Origin of the sequence: Bradyrhizobium sp. SZCCHNPS1003, from assembly GCF_032381555.1 — a bacterium.
GTDB lineage: Bacteria > Pseudomonadota > Alphaproteobacteria > Rhizobiales > Xanthobacteraceae > Bradyrhizobium.
On record NZ_JAUHIU010000002.1, the window covers coordinates 340,116 to 359,732 of the forward strand.

Genomic DNA, 19,617 nt, shown 5'->3' on the forward strand with positions numbered 1-19,617 from the left:
ATCTCGCTGCTCACCCTCCCCTGGAGGGGGAGGGTCGGCTCGCATGCGCGCATGCGAGCCGGGGTGGGGTGACAGACCATCCGCGTTTGCGCTGCCCGTTGTCCTCGAGGCCAACTTACCGGCAGCTGAGAAGAGCTGGCGCAATGACAACCGATTGCTGGGCTCACCCCACCCCGCCGCGCGCTCTGCGCGCGTCGACCCTCCCCCTCCAGGGGAGGGTGGGCAGCTGTGCAAGCCGGTGCGTTGGGGCAAATCACCTGCAGGAGGCGGGCAACGCGCTGTCACGGAAACAGCCTGCGCGGTCGCGCCATGATCCCCGTCCCCTATGCCGAGATCGGCATCACCACCAATTTCTCCTTCCTGCAGGGTGGCTCGCATCCGCAGGACTACGTGCACCAGGCCGCCGCGTACGGCCTCGAAGCCATCGGCATCGCCGATCACAACACGTTGGCCGGCATCGTGCGCGCCTATAGCGAGCTCGGCAATGACCGGCTGAAGGACAAGCCGAAGCTCCTGTACGGTGCACGTCTCGTCTTCACCTGCGGCACGCCGGATATCCTCGTCTATCCGCGCGACCGCGCCGCTTACGGCCGGCTGTGCCAGCTGCTCACCCGCGGCAAGCGCGGCAGCGATCTCGACAAGGTCGCCAAGGGCGACTGCCGCCTGACCTTCGAGGATCTGTTTGATTTCATCGAGGGGCAGCTCCTGGTGCTGATGCCGCCGCATCGCTTCGACGAGGCTGTCATCAGCGAAGTCCTGACGCGGCTGAAGGACAGCCGCGCCGAAGGCGTGTGGCTCGCCGGCAGCCTGCTCTATCGTGGCGACGACCGCCGCCGGCTGGCGCGGCTGGCGCGTCTCGCCGCATCGGTCAAGGTGCCGCTGATCGCCACCAATGACGTGCTGTATCATCATCCCCAGCAGCGGATGCTGCAGGACGTGCTGACCTGCATCCGCGAGAAAGCCTCGATCGAGGCCATCGGCCGAAGGCTCCAAGTCAATGCCGAGCGCCACCTCAAGCCGGGACACGAGATGGCGCGGCTGTTCCGCGATCATCCCGGTGCGATTGCCGAGACCATCCGCTTCACCGACCGCATCGTCTTCTCGCTCGACCAGCTCAAATACCAGTACCCCGACGAGCCGGTGCCGCCGGGCAAGACCGCGCAGGGGCATCTGCAGGACCTGACTTGGGCCGGCGCCAAAACCTATTTCGGTGATGATCTCGACGACCGCCTGCGCGCAGTCCTCGACAAGGAGCTGGCGCTGATCGCCGAGCTCAACTACGCGCATTATTTCCTCACGGTTCACGACATCGTCCGCTACGCCCGCAGCCAGGGCATCCTGTGCCAGGGCCGCGGCTCAGCGGCGAACTCGGCCGTGTGCTACGTGCTCGGCATCACCTCGGTCGATCCGACCAAGATCGATCTGCTGTTCGAGCGCTTCATCTCCAAGGAGCGGCTGGAGCCGCCCGACATCGACGTCGATTTCGAGCATTCGCGACGCGAGGAGGTGATGCAATATGTCTATCGCCGCTACGGCCGGCACCGCGCGGCGATCATCGCCACCGTCATCCATTATCGCCCGCGCAGCGCCATCCGCGACGTCGGCAAGGCGCTCGGACTGACCGAGGACGTTACCGCCGTGCTCGCCGACACCGTGTGGGGCAGCTGGGGCGACGGCCTCTCCGACATGCAGGTGCGCCAGGCCGGGCTCGATCCAACCAATCCGATGATCCGCCGCGCCGTGGAGCTGGCATCGGAGCTGATCACCTTTCCGCGGCACCTGTCACAGCATGTCGGCGGCTACGTGCTGACCCAGGACCGGCTCGACAGCTACGTGCCGATCGGCAATGCCGCGATGGACGATCGCACCTTCATCGAATGGGACAAGGACGACGTCGACGCGTTGTCCATGATGAAGGTCGACGTGCTGGCGCTGGGCATGCTGACCTGCATCCGCAAATGCTTCGACCTGATCGCCGATCACAAGGGCCAGCGATACGTGCTTTCCGATATCCGGTCGGAGGACGACAACGAAGTCTACCAAATGCTGCAGCGGGGCGAGTCGCTCGGCGTGTTCCAGGTCGAGAGCCGGGCGCAGATGAACATGCTGCCGCGGCTGAAGCCGCGCACCTTCTACGACCTCGTCATCGAGGTCGCGATCGTCCGGCCCGGACCAATCCAGGGCGACATGGTCCATCCGTATCTGCGGCGCCGGAACGGTCTCGAAAAGGTCAGCTATCCAGCGCCGGCGAACGGCCCGAAAGACGAGCTCTACAAGGTGCTGCACAAGACGCTGGGCGTGCCGCTGTTCCAGGAGCAGGCGATGCGGATCGCGATCGAGGCCGCCAAGTTCTCGCCCGAGGAGGCCAACGGCCTCCGCCGCGCGATGGCGACGTTCCGCAATGTCGGCACCATCGGCTCCTACGAGGAGAAGATGGTCGGCAACATGATCGCGCGCGGCTACGATCCGGCCTTCGCCAAGAGCTGCTTCGACCAGATCAAGGGTTTTGGCTCCTACGGCTTTCCGGAAAGCCATGCCGCGAGCTTCGCCCAGCTCGTCTATGTCTCGTCCTGGCTGAAATGCTTCCATCCCGACGCGTTCTGCTGCGCATTGCTCAACTCGCAGCCGATGGGCTTCTACGCGCCGGCGCAGATCGTCGGCGACGCCCGCAAGAATGGCGTCGAGATCCGGAGCATCGACGTGTCCCACAGCTTCGCCGACAACACCCTGGAGGAAATGGGTAGCAAATACTGCGCCGTCCGCCTTGGCTTCCGCCAGATCGACGGTTTCCGTTGGATCGACCGCGACGAGGAGCGGATCAAGCGATTGTCGGAGGTGATGCGGAGCGAGGCACAAGTCGCTTCCGCATGGTCATTGCAGGATGATGCGCAAGCTCTCTCCCCACCGTCATTTCGGGGCGATGCGACGAGTCAAAACAGCGAAGCTGTTTTGACCGGGGCATCGAACCCGGAATCTCGAGATTCCGGGCTCGCCCTCCAGGCGCCCCGGAATGACGCTGCGGAAGGAGGCGTTCTTTACTCACAAGCCATTGATACGTTTCGAGCGCTCGACGCTGTTGCGTTGCCCAGGAATGACAGCGAGGGACAGGCCGGCATCTTTCTCCAGGACGACGACTGGGCCGACCGCATCATCAAGGCGCGCGCCCGCGGGCCCTTCACCTCGCTGGAAGACTTCGCCCGCGACACCGCTCTGCCCAAGCGCGCGCTGCTGCTGCTGGCCGATGCCGATGCGTTCCGCTCGCTCGGGCTCGACCGTCGTGCCGCGCTCTGGGCCGTGCGCCGGCTGCCCGACGATGTGCCGCTGCCGCTGTTCGAGGCCGCGATCGCCCGCGAGCAGCCGGACGAGGGCGCCAAGCCGCTGCCGGAGATGCCGCTGCCGGAGCACGTGGTCGCGGACTATCAGACCATCCGCCTGTCGTTGAAGGGCCACCCGATGGAGTTCCTGCGCCAGCGCTTCGCGACGGAAGGCGTGCTGGCCTGCCGCGACGTCAACCACGCCAACGACCGCCGTCGCGTCCGTTGCGCCGGCGTGGTGCTGGTGCGGCAGCGGCCGGGCAGCGCCAAGGGCGTCGTGTTCATGACCCTGGAGGACGAGACCGGCATCGCCAACATCGTGGTGTGGCCGAAGGTGATGGAGACCTTCCGCAAGGAGGTGATGGGCGCGCGCCTCGTGCTGGTCGAAGGCCGCATCCAGAGCAGCCCCGAGAAGGTCGTGCATCTCGTCGCCGAGCGCCTGGTCGACCGCAGCGCCGATCTCGCCTTGTTGTCGAACGATCGTCTCGGTGCCGTGCCGCACGGCCCGATGCCGGCCGAGCCGCTCAACGACGACCGCCGCGATCACCTCGACACTCCCTCCCAGCGCGTCAGCCACCCCCGCAACGTCCGCATCCTGCCGCGCTCGCGGGATTTTCATTGAGGGTCAGCGAATAGGTCGCGACGTTGCAGTTAAACGTGATCTCGTAGGGTGGGCAAAGACGCGGCGCGCATCGCGCGTCGCGACGTGCCCACCGGCCGCAGAGCGAGATGGAACTGATGATGCCGAACTATCGCAGAGCGTCCATCAAAGGCGGCCTATTCTTCTTTACGGTCGTCCTGGAAGATCGCACGAGTCATCTGCTCGTCGAACAGATCGATCGCTTCCGATCTTGCTATCGCGTCGCCCAAGAACGACGCCCCTTCGAAACGATCGCAATCTGCGTGCTGCCTGATCATCTTCATGTGGTCTGGGCATTGCGAGACGACGACGCCGATTATCCGATCCGCTGGGCTTTGATCAAGAGCGGCTTCTCTCGTGGTCTGAAGTCTCAGAAGCATTCGCGCAGCCTCTCAGCCAAACGCGAGAAGGGAATCTGGCAGCGCCGCTATTGGGAGCATGCCATTCGCGATGATGCCGATCTCGCGCGCCATATCGACTACATCCATTTCAATCCCGTCAAGCATGATCATGTCTCCCGGGTCGCAGACTGGCCGCACAGCAGCTTCCATCGCTTCGTCGAACGCGGCTGGCTCGCCGCCGATTGGGGAGGAGACGTCAAGGAGATTGCTGGTTCGTTTGGGGAGTGAGACGGTGGGCACGGCACCTCGTGCGATGCTTCGCATCGCCCGAAGCGCCTTTGCCCACCCTACGGCTTCATCATGAGCCGCTGTGCGTAGGGTAGGCAAAGACGCGGCGCGCATCGCGCGTCGCGACGTGCCCACCGGCCGCGGTACGATACCCACCTCATCTGGGAGGAGCGCAGCGACGCGATTCAGAGTTCCAGAAATTTCGACGTGCGCGCCCCAAAATTCTACTTTCTTTTTTTCAGAAACTATGCTCTATTCCGCCCATCCCGCTCCATCGAAGAAGGGGCGTTGCGCGCGATCGTCACGACACGCGGGGCGGGGAGCGATGGCTGTGAGATGCCGCAGCGTGGGGCGAGGCCTTGCGCGGACGAACGGCAGGCTTGCGGACGTGAAGGCGTATGGTCCTGGCGCCCCGATGCTGGCGCCAAGTCCGCGGGTGATGATCCCGCCGGCGACGGTGGCTAAAAGCCGGACACCGGGGAGAGTACGCAGTAAACGTGAAAACCATCGCGCAGGGAAGGCCGGGCGTTCTCGGCTGCACCTGTGGTACCTGCCGCCTGCATTTTTTCTCGCAGGCGGGCCGCAGGCGTCAGCCGGCGCCTGGCCTTCCCTGCGCCCTCTTCACGAGAGGGTGAAACGATCGGCAAGACTCGGGCGCATCCGCGCCGCGAGACGACGTCTTCATGTGCGTGTCACAGTCAACGGATCGAAGCTGCAACGGATGATCGCACGATGGACCATCACCCATCGCAGGGCCATGGAAACCATGACCCGATTTTTGCGGACACGCGCAACGTTGCGAGCCCGTCCGAGCTGGAACGCAAATCCGGAGCATGGGCGTCAGGCTGGAGTAGGTGCGTACCCGCGGAGGTTGGCCTACAGACTGGCAACACCGTCACGGCGATCCGCCGCGCGCTCGATGCGTCCATGGTGCGTCGCGGTGAAACCGCGATTGCCCGGAACCAGCTGAATGCAGGCTGAACGGCTGTCGTTCAACTTTCAAATTTTTAAAGCAAAACAGAGGCGGGTTGGGCGATTTTTAGGTTGTTTAAAGCTCCAGTTCCGCACTATTAGCGCAACGATGAGACCGCCAGAGCCGGAATCGTCGACCGATAAAGCGAGCCGATCTGACCAGCCATGGCGTCTGACATGAACCCATCTCCGCAGATGCTCAGCACCAAGCGGCTGCTGATCGGCCTTGCTGCCCTGGCGATGGCCGGCGCGGGCGGCTATGGCTACATGCAGGTCCGGTCGGGAACGGCTGCGAAGGACAATATCGAGCTCTCCAGCCAGTCCAAACGCAACGGCACCAGCTTCACGCCATCGGCGGCGGAATGGTCGACGCTGACGATCGAGCCGGTGTGCGAGAAGATATTTCGTGCCGAGCATATTACCGAGGGCAAGGTTGCCGTCGACGAGGATCGTTCGACACCGGTTTTCTCGCCCTATGCCGGCCGTGTCACCAAGCTGCTCGCCCGTCCCGGCGAAACCGTGCGCCAGGGCCAGCCGCTGTTCGTGATCGAGGCCGCCGACACCGTGCAGGCGCAGAACGATTTCATCGCCGCCATCACCGCGATGAACAAGGCGAAGTCTGCCCTCGACCTCGCCGACATCCAGTACAAGCGCGCCAAGGACCTGTTCGAAGGCCGGGCGATCCCGCTGAAGGATTTCCAGCAGGCGGAGGCGACCTCCGTTCAGGCTCAGAATGACATGCGGTCGTCACAAACGGCGCTGGAGGCCGCGCGCAACAAGCTGCGCATCCTCGGCTTCACCGAGGCCGCGATCACCGATTTCCAGAGCAAGGGCGTGATCGATCGCGAGATCACCATCTACTCGCCGATCGCCGGCACGGTCGTGCAGCGCAAGGTCGGCCCTGGACAATATGTCAATTCCGGTGCGAGCGACCCGGTATTCGTGATCGGTGATCTCTCCACCGTCTGGCTGACGGCCTTCGTCCGCGAGAGCGATGCGGCGCTGGTGAACGTCGGCGAGGAGATTCTCGTCAACGTGCTGGCGCTGCCCGGCCGGCCGCTCAAGGCCAGCATCAACTACGTCGCCGCATCGATCGACCCGGCGACCCGGCGGCTCCTGGTCCGCGCCACCATCGACAACAAGGATGGCCAGCTGAAGCCGGAGATGTTCGCCAACGTGACGATCTATTCGCCAGGCGAACAGCCCGCGGTCGCGGTGCCGCGGCAGGCGCTGATCTACGAAGGCAATCAGGTCCGCGTCTGGGTCGCCCGCCCCGACAAGTCGATCGAGTTGCGCAAGATCAAGACCGGCTTGATCAATGGCGATCAGGTCGCGGTCGAAAGCAATCTGAGCGCCGGCGAGCAGATCGTCACCAAGGGCAGCCTGTTCATCGATCGCGCAGCCTCGGGCAGCTGACATGCGCTTCTCCTGCCTGTCTTCCTGAAAGTGCCGATCTGAATGGACCGTCTCGTCGCCATCGCCGTTCAGCGGCGCTTCCTGATGGTCGGAATGTTCGTCGCCGTCCTGATCGGAGGTCTGATCGCATTCCGCCAGCTCAACATCGAGGCCTATCCAGATCCGACCCCGCCGATGGTCGACATCGTGACGCAGAGCCCCGGCCTCTCGGCCGAGGAGATCGAGCGCTACATTACGATCCCGATCGAGACCCAGGTCGCGGGCATCAAGAACCTGCGCACCATCCGCACGATCTCGCTGTACGGCCTGTCCGACGTCAAGCTGCAGTTCTCGTTCGACTACACCTACGATGAAGCCTTGCAGCAGGTGCTGAATCGCCTGTCGCAACTGTCGCCGCTGCCGGGCAACGTCACGCCGCAGATCTCACCGCTCAGCGCGGTCGGCGAAATCTATCGCTATCGTTTGCGCGGTCCGCCGGGCTACAGCGTGCTCGACCTCAAGACCTTGCAGGACTGGGTGCTACAGCGCCGCTTCCGCGCGGTGCCTGGCGTCATCGACGTCACCGGCTGGGGCGGCAAGACCAAGACCTATGAGATCCAGGTCGACTTCAACAAGCTCGTCGCGAACGGCCTGACCCTGCCGCAGCTCTTGCAGGCGGTCGGCAACTCCAACATCAACGTCGGCGGCAACACGGTCGAGATCGGCACGCAGTCGGCGGTCGTGCGCGGTGTCGGCCTGATCCGCTCGATGGACGACCTCGCCAACACCATGGTGTCGCAGAGCGGCGGCAACCCGGTGCTGGTGAAGGACGTCGCCAATGTCACGGTGGCGGAGAAGCCGCGGCTCGGCATCGCCGGCCTGAACAACAATGACGACATCGTCCAGGGCATCGTGCTGATGCGGCGCGGCGAGCAGAGCTCGCCGACGATCGCCCGCGTCGAGCAACTGGTCGATCAGATCAACAATTCGACGATCCTGCCGCCGGGCGTGCGTATCGAGCGCATCTATGACCGCAAGGACCTGATCGACACCACGACCCACACCGTGCTGCACAACATGGTGGTCGGCATCGGCCTGATCGTGCTGCTGCAGTGGATTTTCCTGGGCAATCTGCGCAGCGCGCTGATCGTCGGCGCCACCATTCCGTTCGCGCTGTTCTTTGCCGTCATCATCCTGGTGCTGCGCGGCGAGTCCGCCAACCTGCTGTCGGTCGGTGCAATCGATTTCGGCCTGATCGTCGATGCCACGGTGATCATGGTCGAGGCGATCTTCCGCCGGCTGACGCAGACCACGCCGCTATCGGCAGCCGAGGAGAGCCACATCTCACCGGAAACGATGATGGGCATGAAGGGCCACGCGATCCTGTCGGCCGCGGCGGACGTGTCGCGCTCGATCTTCTTTGCCGCAGCCATCATCATCGCCGCGTTTCTGCCGCTGTTCACGCTCAGCGGCGTCGAGGGCAACATCTTCGGGCCGATGGCGCGCACCTACGCCTATGCGCTCGCCGGCGGTCTGCTCGCGACCTTCACGGTCACGCCCGCGCTCAGTGCGATCATCCTTCCGGCGCATGTCGAGGAGACCGAGACGCGCCTGATGCGGCTGCTGCACGCGATCTATTCGCCGGTGCTGCGCTGGGCTGTCGGCAATCGCAACCTGGTGATGACCGGCGCGATCGGCCTCGTATTGCTGACGGTGGTGGTTGGCCGACTGCTGGGCCTGGAATTCCTGCCCAAGCTGGAGGAGGGCAATCTCTGGATCCGTGCGACCCTGCCGCCGACGATCTCGCTGCAGGAAGGCAACGCCTACGTCAACGAGATGCGCAAGATCATCCGCGCGCGGCCCGAGGTCGATGCGGTGGTCTCGCAGCACGGCCGTCCCGACGACGGCACCGATGCCGCGGGCTTCTTCAATGCCGAGTTCTTCGCGCCGCTGAAGCCGGTCAAGGACTGGCCCGGCACCAAGGACAAGGACCAGCTCACTGCGGAGCTGCTGAAGCAGCTCGACGACCGCTTTCCCGGTGTCGAGTTCAACTTCTCGCAATATCTGCAGGACAACGTCTCTGAGGCGGTCTCCGGCGTGAAGGGCGAGAATTCGATCAAGCTGTATGGCAACGATCTGCAGGCGCTGACGGACACCGCCAACAAGATCAAGCAGGTCCTGTCCACCGTGCAGGGCGTCACCGACCTTGCGGTGTTCACCTCGCTCGGACAGCCGACGGTCCAGATCGACATCGACCGCGCCAAGGCTGCACGCTATGGGCTGGCGCCCGGCGACATCAACGCCACCATCAAGGTGGCGATCGGCGGCGACACTGCGGGCGATCTCTACGAGCCGGGCAGCGACCGGCATTTCCCGATCATCGTCCGTCTGGCGCCGGAATATCGCAAGAGTGCGGAGGCGATCGAGAATTTGCGCATCGGCGCGCAGGGGCCGAACGGCATCACCCAGATTCCGCTGAGCGAGGTCGCGACCATCAAGCTGGTCTCGGGCGCGGCCTATATCTATCGCGAGCAGCAGGAGCGCTATCTGCCGATCAAGTTCTCGGTCCGCGAGCGCGATCTCGGCAGTGCGATCCAGGAGGCGCAGCAGAAGGTCGCCGAGCAAGTGCAGTTGCCGCCGGGCTCACGCGTCGAGTGGGTCGGCGAGTTCGGCAATCTGCAGGACGCAATCAAACGGTTGTCGATCGTGGTGCCGATCAGCCTCGCTCTGATCGGCGTGCTCTTGTGGTTCAATTTCGGCTCGATGGTCGACACGCTGCTGGCGATGAGCGTGATCCCGATGGCGATCTTCGGCGGCGTCGTCGGCCTCGTGTTGTCGGGCATTCCGTTCAGCGTGTCGGCCGCGATCGGCTTCATCGCGCTGTTCGGCATCGCCGTGATGGACGGCATCATCATCCTGTCGCAGTTCAACCAGCTGATCGACGAGGGCGTCGACCGCATCGAGGCGGTCATCCGCACCGGCGAATTGCAGCTTCGGCCGGTGCTGATGACCTGCGTCGTCGCCGGCATCGGCCTGATGCCGGCCGCGGTGTCGACCGGTATCGGCTCGCAGGTGCAGAAGCCGCTTGCGATCGTCGTGGTCACCGGCATGATGCTGGCGCCGGTGGTCATCCTCATCACGCTGCCGGTCCTGATCTCGCTGTTCTCGCGGCGACGGGTCCGCTAGATGCGCATGTGCTCGTCGATGCGCGCGGCGGAGTCACGATCGACCGCGGCGGCATCGACGATCTCGCCGCGCTTGAACACGAGGTATCTGTCGCTGATCGAAAGCGCGAACGGCAGATGCTGCTCGACCACGATCATGGAGGTGCCGATCTCGCGCCGGACCCGCACCAGCACCTCGGACAGCCGATCGACGACGGACGGCTGCAGACCTTCCGTGACCTCGTCGAGCAGCAGCACGTCGGGCTTCGCCATCAGCGCGCGCGCAACGATCAGCATCTTCTGCTCGCCGCCGGACAGCGTGCCGGCCCGCTGGCTCAGCCGCTTGGTCAGCACCGGAAACCAGCCGCCGACCTGCTCGAAACGCGCGGTCATGTCATCGTCCGTGAGCACCCCAAGTCTGAGATTGTCGCGCACCGACAGGTCCTGGAACAGCGCATGTTCCTGGGGAACATAGACCAGCCCCATCTTCCGCTTCAGATGCGGCGCCACCCGCGTCACGTCCTTGCCTGCAAGTTTCACTCGGCCGCGCCAGGCCGGCAGGAAGCCGACGATGGCCTTGAGCAGCGAGGTCTTGCCCATGCCGTTCTTGCCGACGATGGCAAGCGTCTCGGCCTTTGCCAGTGCAAAGCCGACATTGCTGATGACCTCCGACGAGCCATAGCCGCTCGCCAGCTCGGTGACTTCCAGCGTCGCGCTCATGCCGTGGCCTCCGCATGCGGCGCGTGCTGGCCGGTATATATCTCGCGTACCAGATCGCTGTTCACGACCTCGTCGACCGAGCCGTCGAGCGCGAGCCGGCCCTGGTGCAGTACGATGATGCGCGAGGAGATCTCGCGGACGAAATCGAGATCGTGCTCGACCAGGAGTATGCAGAGCCGGTCGCGACGGGCGAGGGCGGTGAGGATATCGGCGAAGCTCTGGCGCTCGGCGCGCGTCAGTCCGGCGGTTGGCTCATCCAGCAGCAGCACGTCGGGCTCGAGCGACAGCACCATCGCGAGCTCGAGCGCCTGCTTCAGGCCATGGCTGAGATTGCGGGCCTCCTCGTCGAGGCGCTCGCTGAGCCCGGAGCGTTCGACGACCGACATGGCGGCAGGCGGCAGCACCAGCGTCACCGCGCGCGACGTCAGCGCAGGAGGATCAGCATGTGTCCGCGCGACGCGCAGGCACTCGGCGACGGTCAGCGTCTCGAACACCGAAGCCGTCTGGAACTTGCGCCCGAGACCAAAACGGACGACGCTATCCGGCGGCAGCCGTACGATGTCATGGCCGGCGATCGCGACGTCGCCGGTCGAGCGCTCGCGGCCGTCGGAGAGGCAACGGATCAAGGTGGTCTTGCCGGCCCCGTTAGGACCGACGAGGCTCAGCAATTCGCCGCGATATGCCGTGAACTGCACGCCGTCCAGCACTGCGAGACTGCCATAATGCTTGCCGAGCGCGCGAACTTCGATTGCAACGGCGTCCGGATTGCTGACCGCCGTGGCGGCGGCGGCCGGGCGCAGCGTCGTCGCAGTGCTCCGTCCCGAACCACCGCGCTTGAACAGGCGCATCACAGCGCCAAGCAGGCCGTCCGGGAAGACAAGGATCACGATGATCAGCGCAAGCCCGACGATCAGCTCCCACACATAGGGGAGGCTATTGGCAAGGTAGGCGCTCGCCACCTCGATGCAAAGCGCGCCGATCACCGGACCGATCACGGTGCCGCGGCCGCCGAGCGCGACCATGATCACGAGGTTAGTGCCGAAAGTGAAGCTGGCGTTCTCGGGCGCGGCGACGGCGCCGAAGCCCGCGTAGAAGAAGCCGGCGAGCGCAGACACGATCGCGGACAGCACGAGCACGATGATGCGCAGCCGCGAGGTGTCGATGCCGAGATAGGTGCAGCGCGCGTCGTTGTCGCGCAGCGCTGCAAGCAGGCGCCCGGTGTCGCTGCGCATCAGGATGAGCGCCAGCACGGCCGTGGCAAGCAGCCCGAGACCGGCGAGGCGCAGCCAGGTCTCGATCTCCAGATCGAAGCTCTCGAAGCCGACGAGGCCGCTGGACGAGCCGGTGAAGGTGCCGCCGGAATAGAGGATCTGCACCAGCACGATCGGCACCACCAGAGAGATCACCGAGGCGTAGAGCGGTGTCGAGCCGGGATAGAACGACAGCCAGCCAGTGAAAGCTGCGACAGCTGCAGCGATCGTCACCGCGGCGGCGATCGCGGCACAGACCTGCCAGGTGCCGAAGCCATATTCGGTGAACATGATGGCGAGCGCATAGGCGCCGATGCCGAAGAACGCGGACTGGCCGAAGGTCAGCGTGCCGCAATAGCCCCACATAATGTCGACGGTAATGGCGGCGATGGCGACGAAGCAGGCACGCACCAGGATGTTCACGAGGTAGGTATCGAGCAGCAGCGGCGCGATGACGATCACGCCGGCCGCGATGGCCACGAGCACCACCGGGACGATCATGCGCGGCATCGCACGGCTCATTGCGGGCGTCTCGGGCGAGGCGAGGGGACGCGCATCAGGCACGGGCAAAACCCTCCGGCCGGATCCGCAGCACGATGGCGGCGCAGATCGCAATGGTAAGGCCGCCGAGGATCGGATTGACAAAGGTCGAGACCAGCACCTGCAGCGTGCCGAGCACGGCACAGGAGCCGGCCAGTGCCAGCAGCGAGCCGCCGGACACCATGACCAGCATGAACGCGCCGATCAGCCAGGGCACGCCCATGTTCGGATCGACGCTCGACAGCGGCGTGATCAGCGCGCCCGAAAGCGCAGCGAGCCCGCTGCCGAGCGCGAAGGTGATGAGCCTGACGCGCGAGGAATCGACGCCGAGGCCCTGCGCCAGCATTTCGTTCATGATCACGGCCTTGGTCGACAGGCCGAGCCGCGTCCCGTTGAGCAGGGCGGTGAACAGCAGGCCGACAATGATGGCCGCGACGATCATCACCAGCCGGTAGGCCGAATAGTCCGCCCCGAACAGATGGATCGTGCCTGAGATTGGCGCCTGCACGAACTGGACCTCGCGGCCGAACATCAACGTAATGAGCTGTCCGAGAACGATTCCGAGTCCCCAGGTGGCGAGGATCGCATCGAGCGGGCGCTTGTAGAGACGCCGCACGATCACGACCTCGGTGACCCCGCCGCAGACGGCGCCGGCAGCAAAGGCAAGCGGCAGGATCAGGAACCAGGGCAGGTTCAACTGCGTGCCGACCAGCGCGGCATAGGCGCCGACGGTGAGAAAGGCGGCATGGGCGAAATTGATGATCTTCATGACGCCGAACACGATCAGGAGACCGGCGGCGATGATGAAGAGCATGGCGGCCGTCGTGACGGCATCGAGGGCGACGGTCAGCATAGTCATTTCCAGTCGAGAGGTGCGAGGCGGACTACGGTCCGCCTCGCCGTCATCATACGCGATCAGGACTTGCCCGGGCACTGCGCGCCGGGATCGACGTTCTGGAAGCTCTGGATCACCTTCACGCTGCCGTCGGCCTGGACCTGGCCGAGATACATGGTCAGCGGCGCATGACGCTGCTTGTCCATCTTGATCGTGCCGCGCGGGCCGTCGACCGAGACCTCGGCCAACGCCTTCAGGACCTTGTCCTGGTCGGTGCTGCCGGCCTTCTCGACCGCCGCCTTGTAGGCGTAGACCGCCTCATATTCCGGGACCGAGAGATCGTTCGGCGTCTTGAGCTCGGCGCCGAACTTCTTGGCCATCGCCGCCAGGAACGTCTTGTTGGCGGGCGTGTCGATGCCGGTCACGTAGGAGGCGGAGAGGAAGATGCCGGCGGCATCAGCGCCCATGCCCTTGGCGGTGCCCTCGTCGACGGCGAGGTTGCCGTAAGGCAGGTTCACGCCGGCGGCGCGCAACTGCTTCGTCAGGGTCACGTTCGGTGCGCCGCCCGCGGTCGAGGTGATCAGCGCGTCCGCACCCGATGCCTTGAGCTTGGAGATGATCGACGTCCAGTCGGAGCCATCCATCGGCAGATATTCCTCGCCGACCACCTTGCCGCCGGTCTTCTCGATGTAGCTCTTGGTGAAGCCGAGCATGCCGCGGCCGAAGGCGTAGTCGGAGCCGATCAGGAAATAGTTCTTCGCCTTCTTCTCCTTGTTGAAGTAGTCGACGATCGGCGGCACCTGCTGGTCCGGCACCCAGGCGTTGACATACAGATAGGGGCTGCAGGACTTGCCCTCGTAGAACGAGGTGTAGATGTAGGGCGTCTTGCCGCGGGCGACGATCGGCAGGCCGGCATTGCGGGCCGCGCTGGTCTCCATCGAGATCAGCACGTTGACCTTCTTCTGGAAGATCAGGGCGTCGAATGCCTTCTGCGCGCCGGCGGCGCCCGAGGCGTCATCGGCGACCTCGAGCGCGAGCTTGCGGCCGAGCACGCCGCCCTTGGCGTTGATCTCCTCAACTGCGAGCTCGGCCGACTGCACGACCGAGGGAGCGACGACGGAGTTGGCGCCGGACAGGCCGACGGGGACGCCGATCTTGATCGGATCGGCAGCCAGAGCAGGCGAGAGGGCTGTTGCCGCAAGGGCGAGCGCCAGCGAGGTGGTGATCAAACGCGACGTCATCGATGGTCCTCCGTGAATGGTCGAAATGAAAATTGTCGTGAAGCAGTCAGTACCAACCCCGTTTGACCTCGCTGCCGAGCATCTCGTCATAGACGTCGGAGCGGCGGTCGCGCAGGACCTGGTTGAAGGCGTTCCAGTTGCGGGCGCGGCGGGCCTCGCCGAGCGCGACGTCGGCAATCACGATCTCCTCCTTATCGCGGCTCGCGGGGCCGGCGACGGGCCAGCCGGTGTAGCTGACGATCAGGCTCTGGCCCTCGAACGGCTGGCCGCGCTCGACACCGACGCGGTCAGCGCAGGCGATGAAGATCGAGTTGGAATGCGCCGCCGCCATCGCCAGAATGTTGGCCATGGCCTCGCGGCCCGGCGCCTGGCCGGGGATCGGAACCCAGTTGGTCGGCACGCAGACGATATCGGCGCCCTGCAGCGCGTTGAGGCGATAGCTCTCCGGGAACCAGCCATCGTAGCAGATCGCCATGCCGATGCGGCCGATCTCGGTGTGGTAGACCGGAAAGCCGAGATTGCCGGGCTCGAAATACAGGTTCTCCTCGTTCCACAGATGCACCTTGCGGAACGTGCCGATGTAGCCCTTCGGCCCGATCAGCACCGCGCTGTTGTAGAGCTTTGCGCCGTCGCGCTCGCAGATCCCGGCCACGAGATGCAGGCCGTGCTCGGCCGCGATCTCGCTCCAGGCCGTCACGGCGGGACCGCCAGGGATAGTCTCGGAGGCGGCGAAGGCCTCTTCGCGCGACTTGAACACGTAGCCGGAGGAGGCAAGCTCGGGGAGCACCACGAGCTTGGCGCCTTGCGCCACCGCCTGTTGGATCAGATCGAGGCTGTGGGCGAGGTTGGTTGCCAACTCGCCGACCATCGGCTGCATCTGGATGCAGGCGATCCGCACTTTGCTGTCGTCATCCGTCGTCAAGGCACGAGTCTCCGTTGCGTTCGCGAGGTCCGCGCGCGCCAAACAAAAAGCCCCCGACTGCGCCTTGCGGCGCAATGCGAGGGCTGCATAGCCTGATGTGAAATGGCCGACCGGCCATTGGCGGACATCCGATGTCCGCGATGGCCTCAAGTAATTCCCATGCTTGATACGAAGTCAACGCCATCGGCTGCAAAAATTTCGGGCCGCGGCTGCCCAACGCATGAGCGCGGAAACACCCGCTCAGCGCGAGGCCGGCGCATCCAGCACCCCCAGTCCTCCGAGCGTCTCCTGTGCATTGATGATGGAGATTGCGATGTCGGCCATCGCGACGCGCTTCTGCGTCGCCTGCGCGCGGATCAGCTCGTAAGCCTCGACCTCGCCGACCTGCTTCAGCCCCATCAGGATCTTGACCGCCTTGTCGACGTCGCGCCGCGCCTTCAAGGTCTCCTCGAGCTTCTGTACCTTGCCTTCGAGGCGGCGCGTGTAGCCGCGCAGCGAGCGCGCCAGCACCAGCGACGACAAAATGCCGAACGAGCGGATCGGCTTGTTGACGACGCCATGTGCATTGCTGTCGAGCAGTCGCTTCAGGATGGTCGGGTTCTCGTAGTCGACGATGGCGATGAAGGTGAGGGGATGATCGCTGGTGCCTTCCGGAAAGATCATCTCCTCCGAGGTCTCGATCAGCTGGAACACCGTGTCGATGTCGTGCGGGATCGTGGCCGGCGGCGGCCATACGCCGCGCACGTTGCAGCCGATGCGCTTGAGCTGGTCGATCAGCGCGTCCCCCTCGGCGTCGCGTGGATGGATCACCAGCACGCGGGCGCCGCGCAGCTCCTCGATGAGGCGGCGCACGCCGGGCTTCATGCGGTCATCCGGCCTCATGCCGACAGCGCCTCTTCGCTCAGCCAGCGGCCGCCAATCGGCGACACCGAAAGATAGGGATCGGGCTTGATCGGGCTCTTGCTCTCCCAGACGATGTCGAACTGGCCGTCGGCGCGCACGCGCCCGATCCGCGGCGTCACCCAGACATGGTTGTTGTCGGGATCGATCCGGATCGGTCCCTCCGGCGCATCGAGGCTGAGGCCGAGCGCAGCTTCCACCAGCTTCTGGGTGTCGAGGCTGCCCGCCTGCGCCAGCGCCAGCGCGAACAGCTTGATCTGCGCATAGGCCGAGGCGCTCCACATGCTGACCGGCTTGTCGGGGCCGAAGGCGGCGGCGAACGCCGCCTTGAAGCGGTCGTTGCTGTCGCGCGCGAGCGTACCGAAATAGCTCGCCGCGGTGAGGTGACCCGCGCAGTATTCGGCGCCGATGGCGCGGACCTCGCCTTCAGCCATTGTGAGACTGGCGATGGGCAGCCGCTTCGGATCGAAGCCCGCCTGTGCATACATCCGGTAGAAGCGCTGCGCGGTACGGCCGACGATGGTCGAGAACACCACGTCGGGCGCGGCGTTCCTGATGGAGTCGAGCCCGCGTGCGAGTTCGGCGTCGGTCGCCTCCATCGTCACATATTGCTCGCCGACGACGCGGCCGGCATAGGACTCGACGAGGTCGCGCATGATGCGGTTGGATTCGCGCGGGTAGATGTAGTCCGAGCCGATCATATAGACGCGCGGGCCGTGCTTGCGCACGATGTATTCGGCGAGCTGGAACGCGTTCTGGTTCGGCGCCGGCCCGGTGTAGATCACGTTCGGCGAATATTCAAAACCCTCGTAGAGCGACGGGTACCAGAGCAGGCCGTTGCGACGCTCGATCGCCGGCAGCACCGCCTTGCGCTCGGCCGAGGTCGAGCAGCCGAAGATCACGGAGGCGCCGTCCTCGGTGAGCAGGCGGTCGGCGAGCTTGCGGAACGTTTCCGGCTGCGAGCCTGGATCATAGGCGATGACCTCGATCTCGCGGCCGAGCACGCCGCCGTCCCGGTTGATCTCCTGGATCGCCAGCGCGGTGCCGAAGAAGTGCTCGGACTCCGTGACCTCCATCAGGCCGCTGCGCGAGAACAGCACGCCGACGCGCCAGACATCCTTGTCGGATGATTTTGCGGCCGGTCTCGTCGTCATCATCATGCCTCCAGGTCAACGGGCCGGTCGGGCCGGCTCGGAAGCGCGGACTATTGCGGCTCGCCGTGCGCTTGGCAACCGGGGGTGGGGCCGCAGGCGGGGATCCCGATCAGGCAAGCCGCAGCATCGCCGCGACGCCAGGGCGTCCGGATCATGCATCAGGCGGGCCCTCGACAATGATGAGGGCGCAGGGAATGCCGGGCGCTGGCCGCACCCATGGCCCGCCTGCAGAAAAAAAGCAGGCGGCAGTCACCACAGGTCAGCCGAGACATCCCGGCATTCCCTGCGCGGAGGTTTTAACGCTTATACGCGATCTCCCCGGGGACCGGCTTGATTGACCCCGTCGATCGCGGAGCTCATCAGGACTCCGCAACCTCCAGCCTCAGCACCGGGAGGCCAGGACCACGCGATTTCACGTCCGCGAAGCGCATCGCTCGTCCGCACAGATGCGCGCCGATGCCCTCGCGTCCACCGCATTGCCGGCCCACGTTTCGTGACGACGCGTACGCCCCTCATCCGGACCGGAACGCGGACCTTATACGCCTGATTTGCGGATTTTCAGAAGAACTTTATTTTTCGAGCAGGCTCTTGAAATCGGCGTTGTTGCTGGAACGGCAGACAAATTCGGCGTTCTGGAGCATGTTTTCGCCGGCAACGTCGCGTCGTGGCAGGGGCCAAAGTCGAATTCGAACGTTGACCATTTCGCGACCAAGCGGCAAACCGTCCGCCGTGGAGGAAGGAACGGTCCAACTCATGGTCCCGGTCCGCTAGGAAAGCCAGATGCGTAGCCTCGAAGACCGAGCCCTGCTTCTCTTGCTCGTCGCGATATCGCTGATGTTCGGGTGGATCCTGCTGCCGTTCTACGGCGCGGTTCTGTGGGGCGTCATCGGCGTCATCGTCTTCGTTCCGCTGCACCGCTGGTTGGCGCGGTCGATGCACGGCCGACACGGCCTGGCGGCGGCCGTCGTGGTGTTGATGTTCGTCGTGATCGTCATCCTTCCGCTGTCGCTGATCGGGGCGTCGCTGGCGCAGGAGGCCTCCGGAGTCTACAAACAGATGCAGTCCGGTCAGCTCGACATTGGACAGTACTTCCAGAAGATGCTGGCCGCGCTTCCGACATGGGTGGTCGATCTGCTCAATCGCTTCGGACTCGGCAGCCTCGCCGGAATGAAGGGCAAGCTGTCGGCCGTCCTGCTGAAGGGCAGCGAGGTCATTGCGAGCCAGGCGCTCGTGATCGGACAGGGTACGTTCGAAGTCTTCGTCAATCTGTTCATCATGGTCTATCTGCTGTTCTTCCTGCTGCGTGACGAAGAGACGCTATCGGAGCGCATCAAGAGCGCCATTCCGCTGCGCCCGGAGCAACGCGATGCGCTGCTGCGGAAGTTCATCGTGGTCATCCGCGCGACGGTGAAGGGCAGTCTGCTCGTCGCTCTGGCGCAAGGCGCGCTGGGCGGCCTGATGTTCTGGTTCCTCGGCATCAACGCGCCCCTGCTGTGGGCAGTCGTGATGGCCTTCCTGTCCTTGCTTCCGGCAGTGGGAGCGGGCCTCGTCTGGTTTCCGGTCGCGCTCTATCTCCTTGCCATCGGATCGATCTGGCAGGGTGTGGTCCTGATCGCCTATGGCGCCCTCGTCATCGGTCTCGTCGACAATGTCCTGCGTCCGATCCTGGTCGGACAGGACACCAAGATGCCCGACTATGTGGTGCTGATTTCGACATTGGGCGGGATCGAGGCATTCGGCCTCAACGGGTTCGTCATCGGGCCGGTGATCGCGGCAATGTTCATCGCGATCTGGGACATCTTCTCGACCTCGCGCTGTGAGAGGGCCTTGGCGCCGGATGCCACGCGCGGGACGGGATGAGGGGAACGCGGTGCACAATGTGGAGCGCGCATTTCATCGGGCGGATTAACGGATCGTAACCCGTCCTCTCCTAGCCATGAG

General features: G+C 64.7%; 13 protein-coding genes. 5 read left to right on the forward strand and 8 right to left on the reverse strand.

All coding sequences use genetic code 11. The features are described from left to right. Positions 1–309: 309 nt before the first annotated feature. From QX126_RS05250 to QX126_RS05265, 4 genes are all read left to right on the forward strand, one after another. A complete protein-coding gene (locus QX126_RS05250) occupies positions 310–3,936 on the forward strand; it encodes an error-prone DNA polymerase (RefSeq protein WP_315779713.1) in 3,627 nt (1,208 codons plus the stop codon). 119 nt (positions 3,937–4,055) lie between these two features. Then, positions 4,056–4,583 (forward strand): REP-associated tyrosine transposase, encoded by a 528-nt coding sequence (locus QX126_RS05255; protein ID WP_409999078.1) that lies wholly within the window; start codon positions 4,056–4,058, stop codon positions 4,581–4,583. Positions 4,584–5,732: 1,149 nt separating this feature from the next. Further along, a complete protein-coding gene (locus tag QX126_RS05260; protein ID WP_409999073.1) occupies positions 5,733–6,971 on the forward strand; it encodes an efflux RND transporter periplasmic adaptor subunit in 1,239 nt (412 codons plus the stop codon). Between the two features lie 42 nt (positions 6,972–7,013). Further along, a complete protein-coding gene (locus QX126_RS05265) occupies positions 7,014–10,136 on the forward strand; it encodes a CusA/CzcA family heavy metal efflux RND transporter (RefSeq protein WP_315779718.1) in 3,123 nt (1,040 codons plus the stop codon). Here the strand turns inward: QX126_RS05265 and QX126_RS05270 are convergent. From QX126_RS05270 to QX126_RS05305, 8 genes are all read right to left on the reverse strand, one after another. Continuing rightward, positions 10,133–10,834 carry an ABC transporter ATP-binding protein gene (locus tag QX126_RS05270; protein ID WP_315737322.1) on the reverse strand — a complete coding sequence of 234 codons (702 nt, stop codon included), beginning with the start codon at positions 10,832–10,834 and terminating at the stop codon, positions 10,133–10,135. The genes QX126_RS05265 and QX126_RS05270 overlap by 4 nt on opposite strands. Continuing rightward, on the reverse strand, positions 10,831–12,594 hold the full coding sequence (locus QX126_RS05275; protein WP_315779720.1) for an ABC transporter permease subunit: 1,764 nt from the start codon (positions 12,592–12,594) through the stop codon (positions 10,831–10,833). The genes QX126_RS05270 and QX126_RS05275 overlap by 4 nt, the downstream gene beginning before the upstream one ends. Before the next feature lie 46 nt (positions 12,595–12,640). Then, positions 12,641–13,477, reverse strand: a complete 837-nt coding sequence (locus QX126_RS05280) for a branched-chain amino acid ABC transporter permease (RefSeq protein WP_315772549.1) — start codon at positions 13,475–13,477, stop codon at positions 12,641–12,643. Between the two features lie 62 nt (positions 13,478–13,539). Further along, positions 13,540–14,700: a substrate-binding protein gene (locus QX126_RS05285; protein WP_315772551.1), complete on the reverse strand. Its 1,161-nt coding sequence runs from the start codon at positions 14,698–14,700 to the stop codon at positions 13,540–13,542. A gap of 46 nt (positions 14,701–14,746) precedes the next feature. Continuing rightward, the gene (locus QX126_RS05290) at positions 14,747–15,622 is read right to left on the reverse strand and encodes a nitrilase family protein (RefSeq protein ID WP_315757691.1); all 876 of its coding nucleotides are present in this window, start codon (positions 15,620–15,622) and stop codon (positions 14,747–14,749) included. 240 nt (positions 15,623–15,862) lie between these two features. Then, positions 15,863–16,486, reverse strand: a complete 624-nt coding sequence (locus QX126_RS05295; protein ID WP_315779722.1) for an ANTAR domain-containing response regulator — start codon at positions 16,484–16,486, stop codon at positions 15,863–15,865. Between the two features lie 14 nt (positions 16,487–16,500). Then, complete coding sequence (locus QX126_RS05300) at positions 16,501–17,676, reverse strand: transporter substrate-binding domain-containing protein (protein ID WP_315776512.1); 1,176 nt, start codon at positions 17,674–17,676, stop codon at positions 16,501–16,503. 569 nt (positions 17,677–18,245) lie between these two features. After that, positions 18,246–18,431 carry a hypothetical protein gene (locus QX126_RS05305; RefSeq protein ID WP_315779724.1) on the reverse strand — a complete coding sequence of 62 codons (186 nt, stop codon included), beginning with the start codon at positions 18,429–18,431 and terminating at the stop codon, positions 18,246–18,248. Between the two features lie 25 nt (positions 18,432–18,456). Between QX126_RS05305 and QX126_RS05310 the strand changes: the two genes are divergently transcribed. After that, positions 18,457–19,536, forward strand: coding sequence for an AI-2E family transporter (locus tag QX126_RS05310; RefSeq protein ID WP_315779726.1), 1,080 nt, complete (start codon positions 18,457–18,459; stop codon positions 19,534–19,536). The last annotated feature ends 81 nt before the right edge of the window (positions 19,537–19,617 follow it).

Excerpts from the sequence above, each read along its gene's own strand:
- QX126_RS05285 (WP_315772551.1), bottom strand. The coding sequence starts at position 14,700 with ATGACGTCGCGTTTGATCACCACCTCGCTGGCGCTCGCCCTTGCGGCA.
- QX126_RS05255 (WP_409999078.1), top strand. The coding sequence starts at position 4,056 with ATGCCGAACTATCGCAGAGCGTCCATCAAAGGCGGCCTATTCTTCTTT.
- QX126_RS05305 (WP_315779724.1), bottom strand. The coding sequence starts at position 18,431 with ATGAGTTGGACCGTTCCTTCCTCCACGGCGGACGGTTTGCCGCTTGGT.
- QX126_RS05260 (WP_409999073.1), top strand. The coding sequence starts at position 5,733 with ATGAACCCATCTCCGCAGATGCTCAGCACCAAGCGGCTGCTGATCGGC.
- QX126_RS05295 (WP_315779722.1), bottom strand. The coding sequence starts at position 16,486 with ATGAAGCCCGGCGTGCGCCGCCTCATCGAGGAGCTGCGCGGCGCCCGC.
- QX126_RS05250 (WP_315779713.1), top strand. The coding sequence starts at position 310 with ATGATCCCCGTCCCCTATGCCGAGATCGGCATCACCACCAATTTCTCC.
- QX126_RS05275 (WP_315779720.1), bottom strand. The coding sequence starts at position 12,594 with ATGCCGCGCATGATCGTCCCGGTGGTGCTCGTGGCCATCGCGGCCGGC.
- QX126_RS05265 (WP_315779718.1), top strand. The coding sequence starts at position 7,014 with ATGGACCGTCTCGTCGCCATCGCCGTTCAGCGGCGCTTCCTGATGGTC.
- QX126_RS05270 (WP_315737322.1), bottom strand. The coding sequence starts at position 10,834 with ATGAGCGCGACGCTGGAAGTCACCGAGCTGGCGAGCGGCTATGGCTCG.
- QX126_RS05280 (WP_315772549.1), bottom strand. The coding sequence starts at position 13,477 with ATGCTGACCGTCGCCCTCGATGCCGTCACGACGGCCGCCATGCTCTTC.
- QX126_RS05300 (WP_315776512.1), bottom strand. The coding sequence starts at position 17,676 with ATGACGACGAGACCGGCCGCAAAATCATCCGACAAGGATGTCTGGCGC.
- QX126_RS05310 (WP_315779726.1), top strand. The coding sequence starts at position 18,457 with ATGCGTAGCCTCGAAGACCGAGCCCTGCTTCTCTTGCTCGTCGCGATA.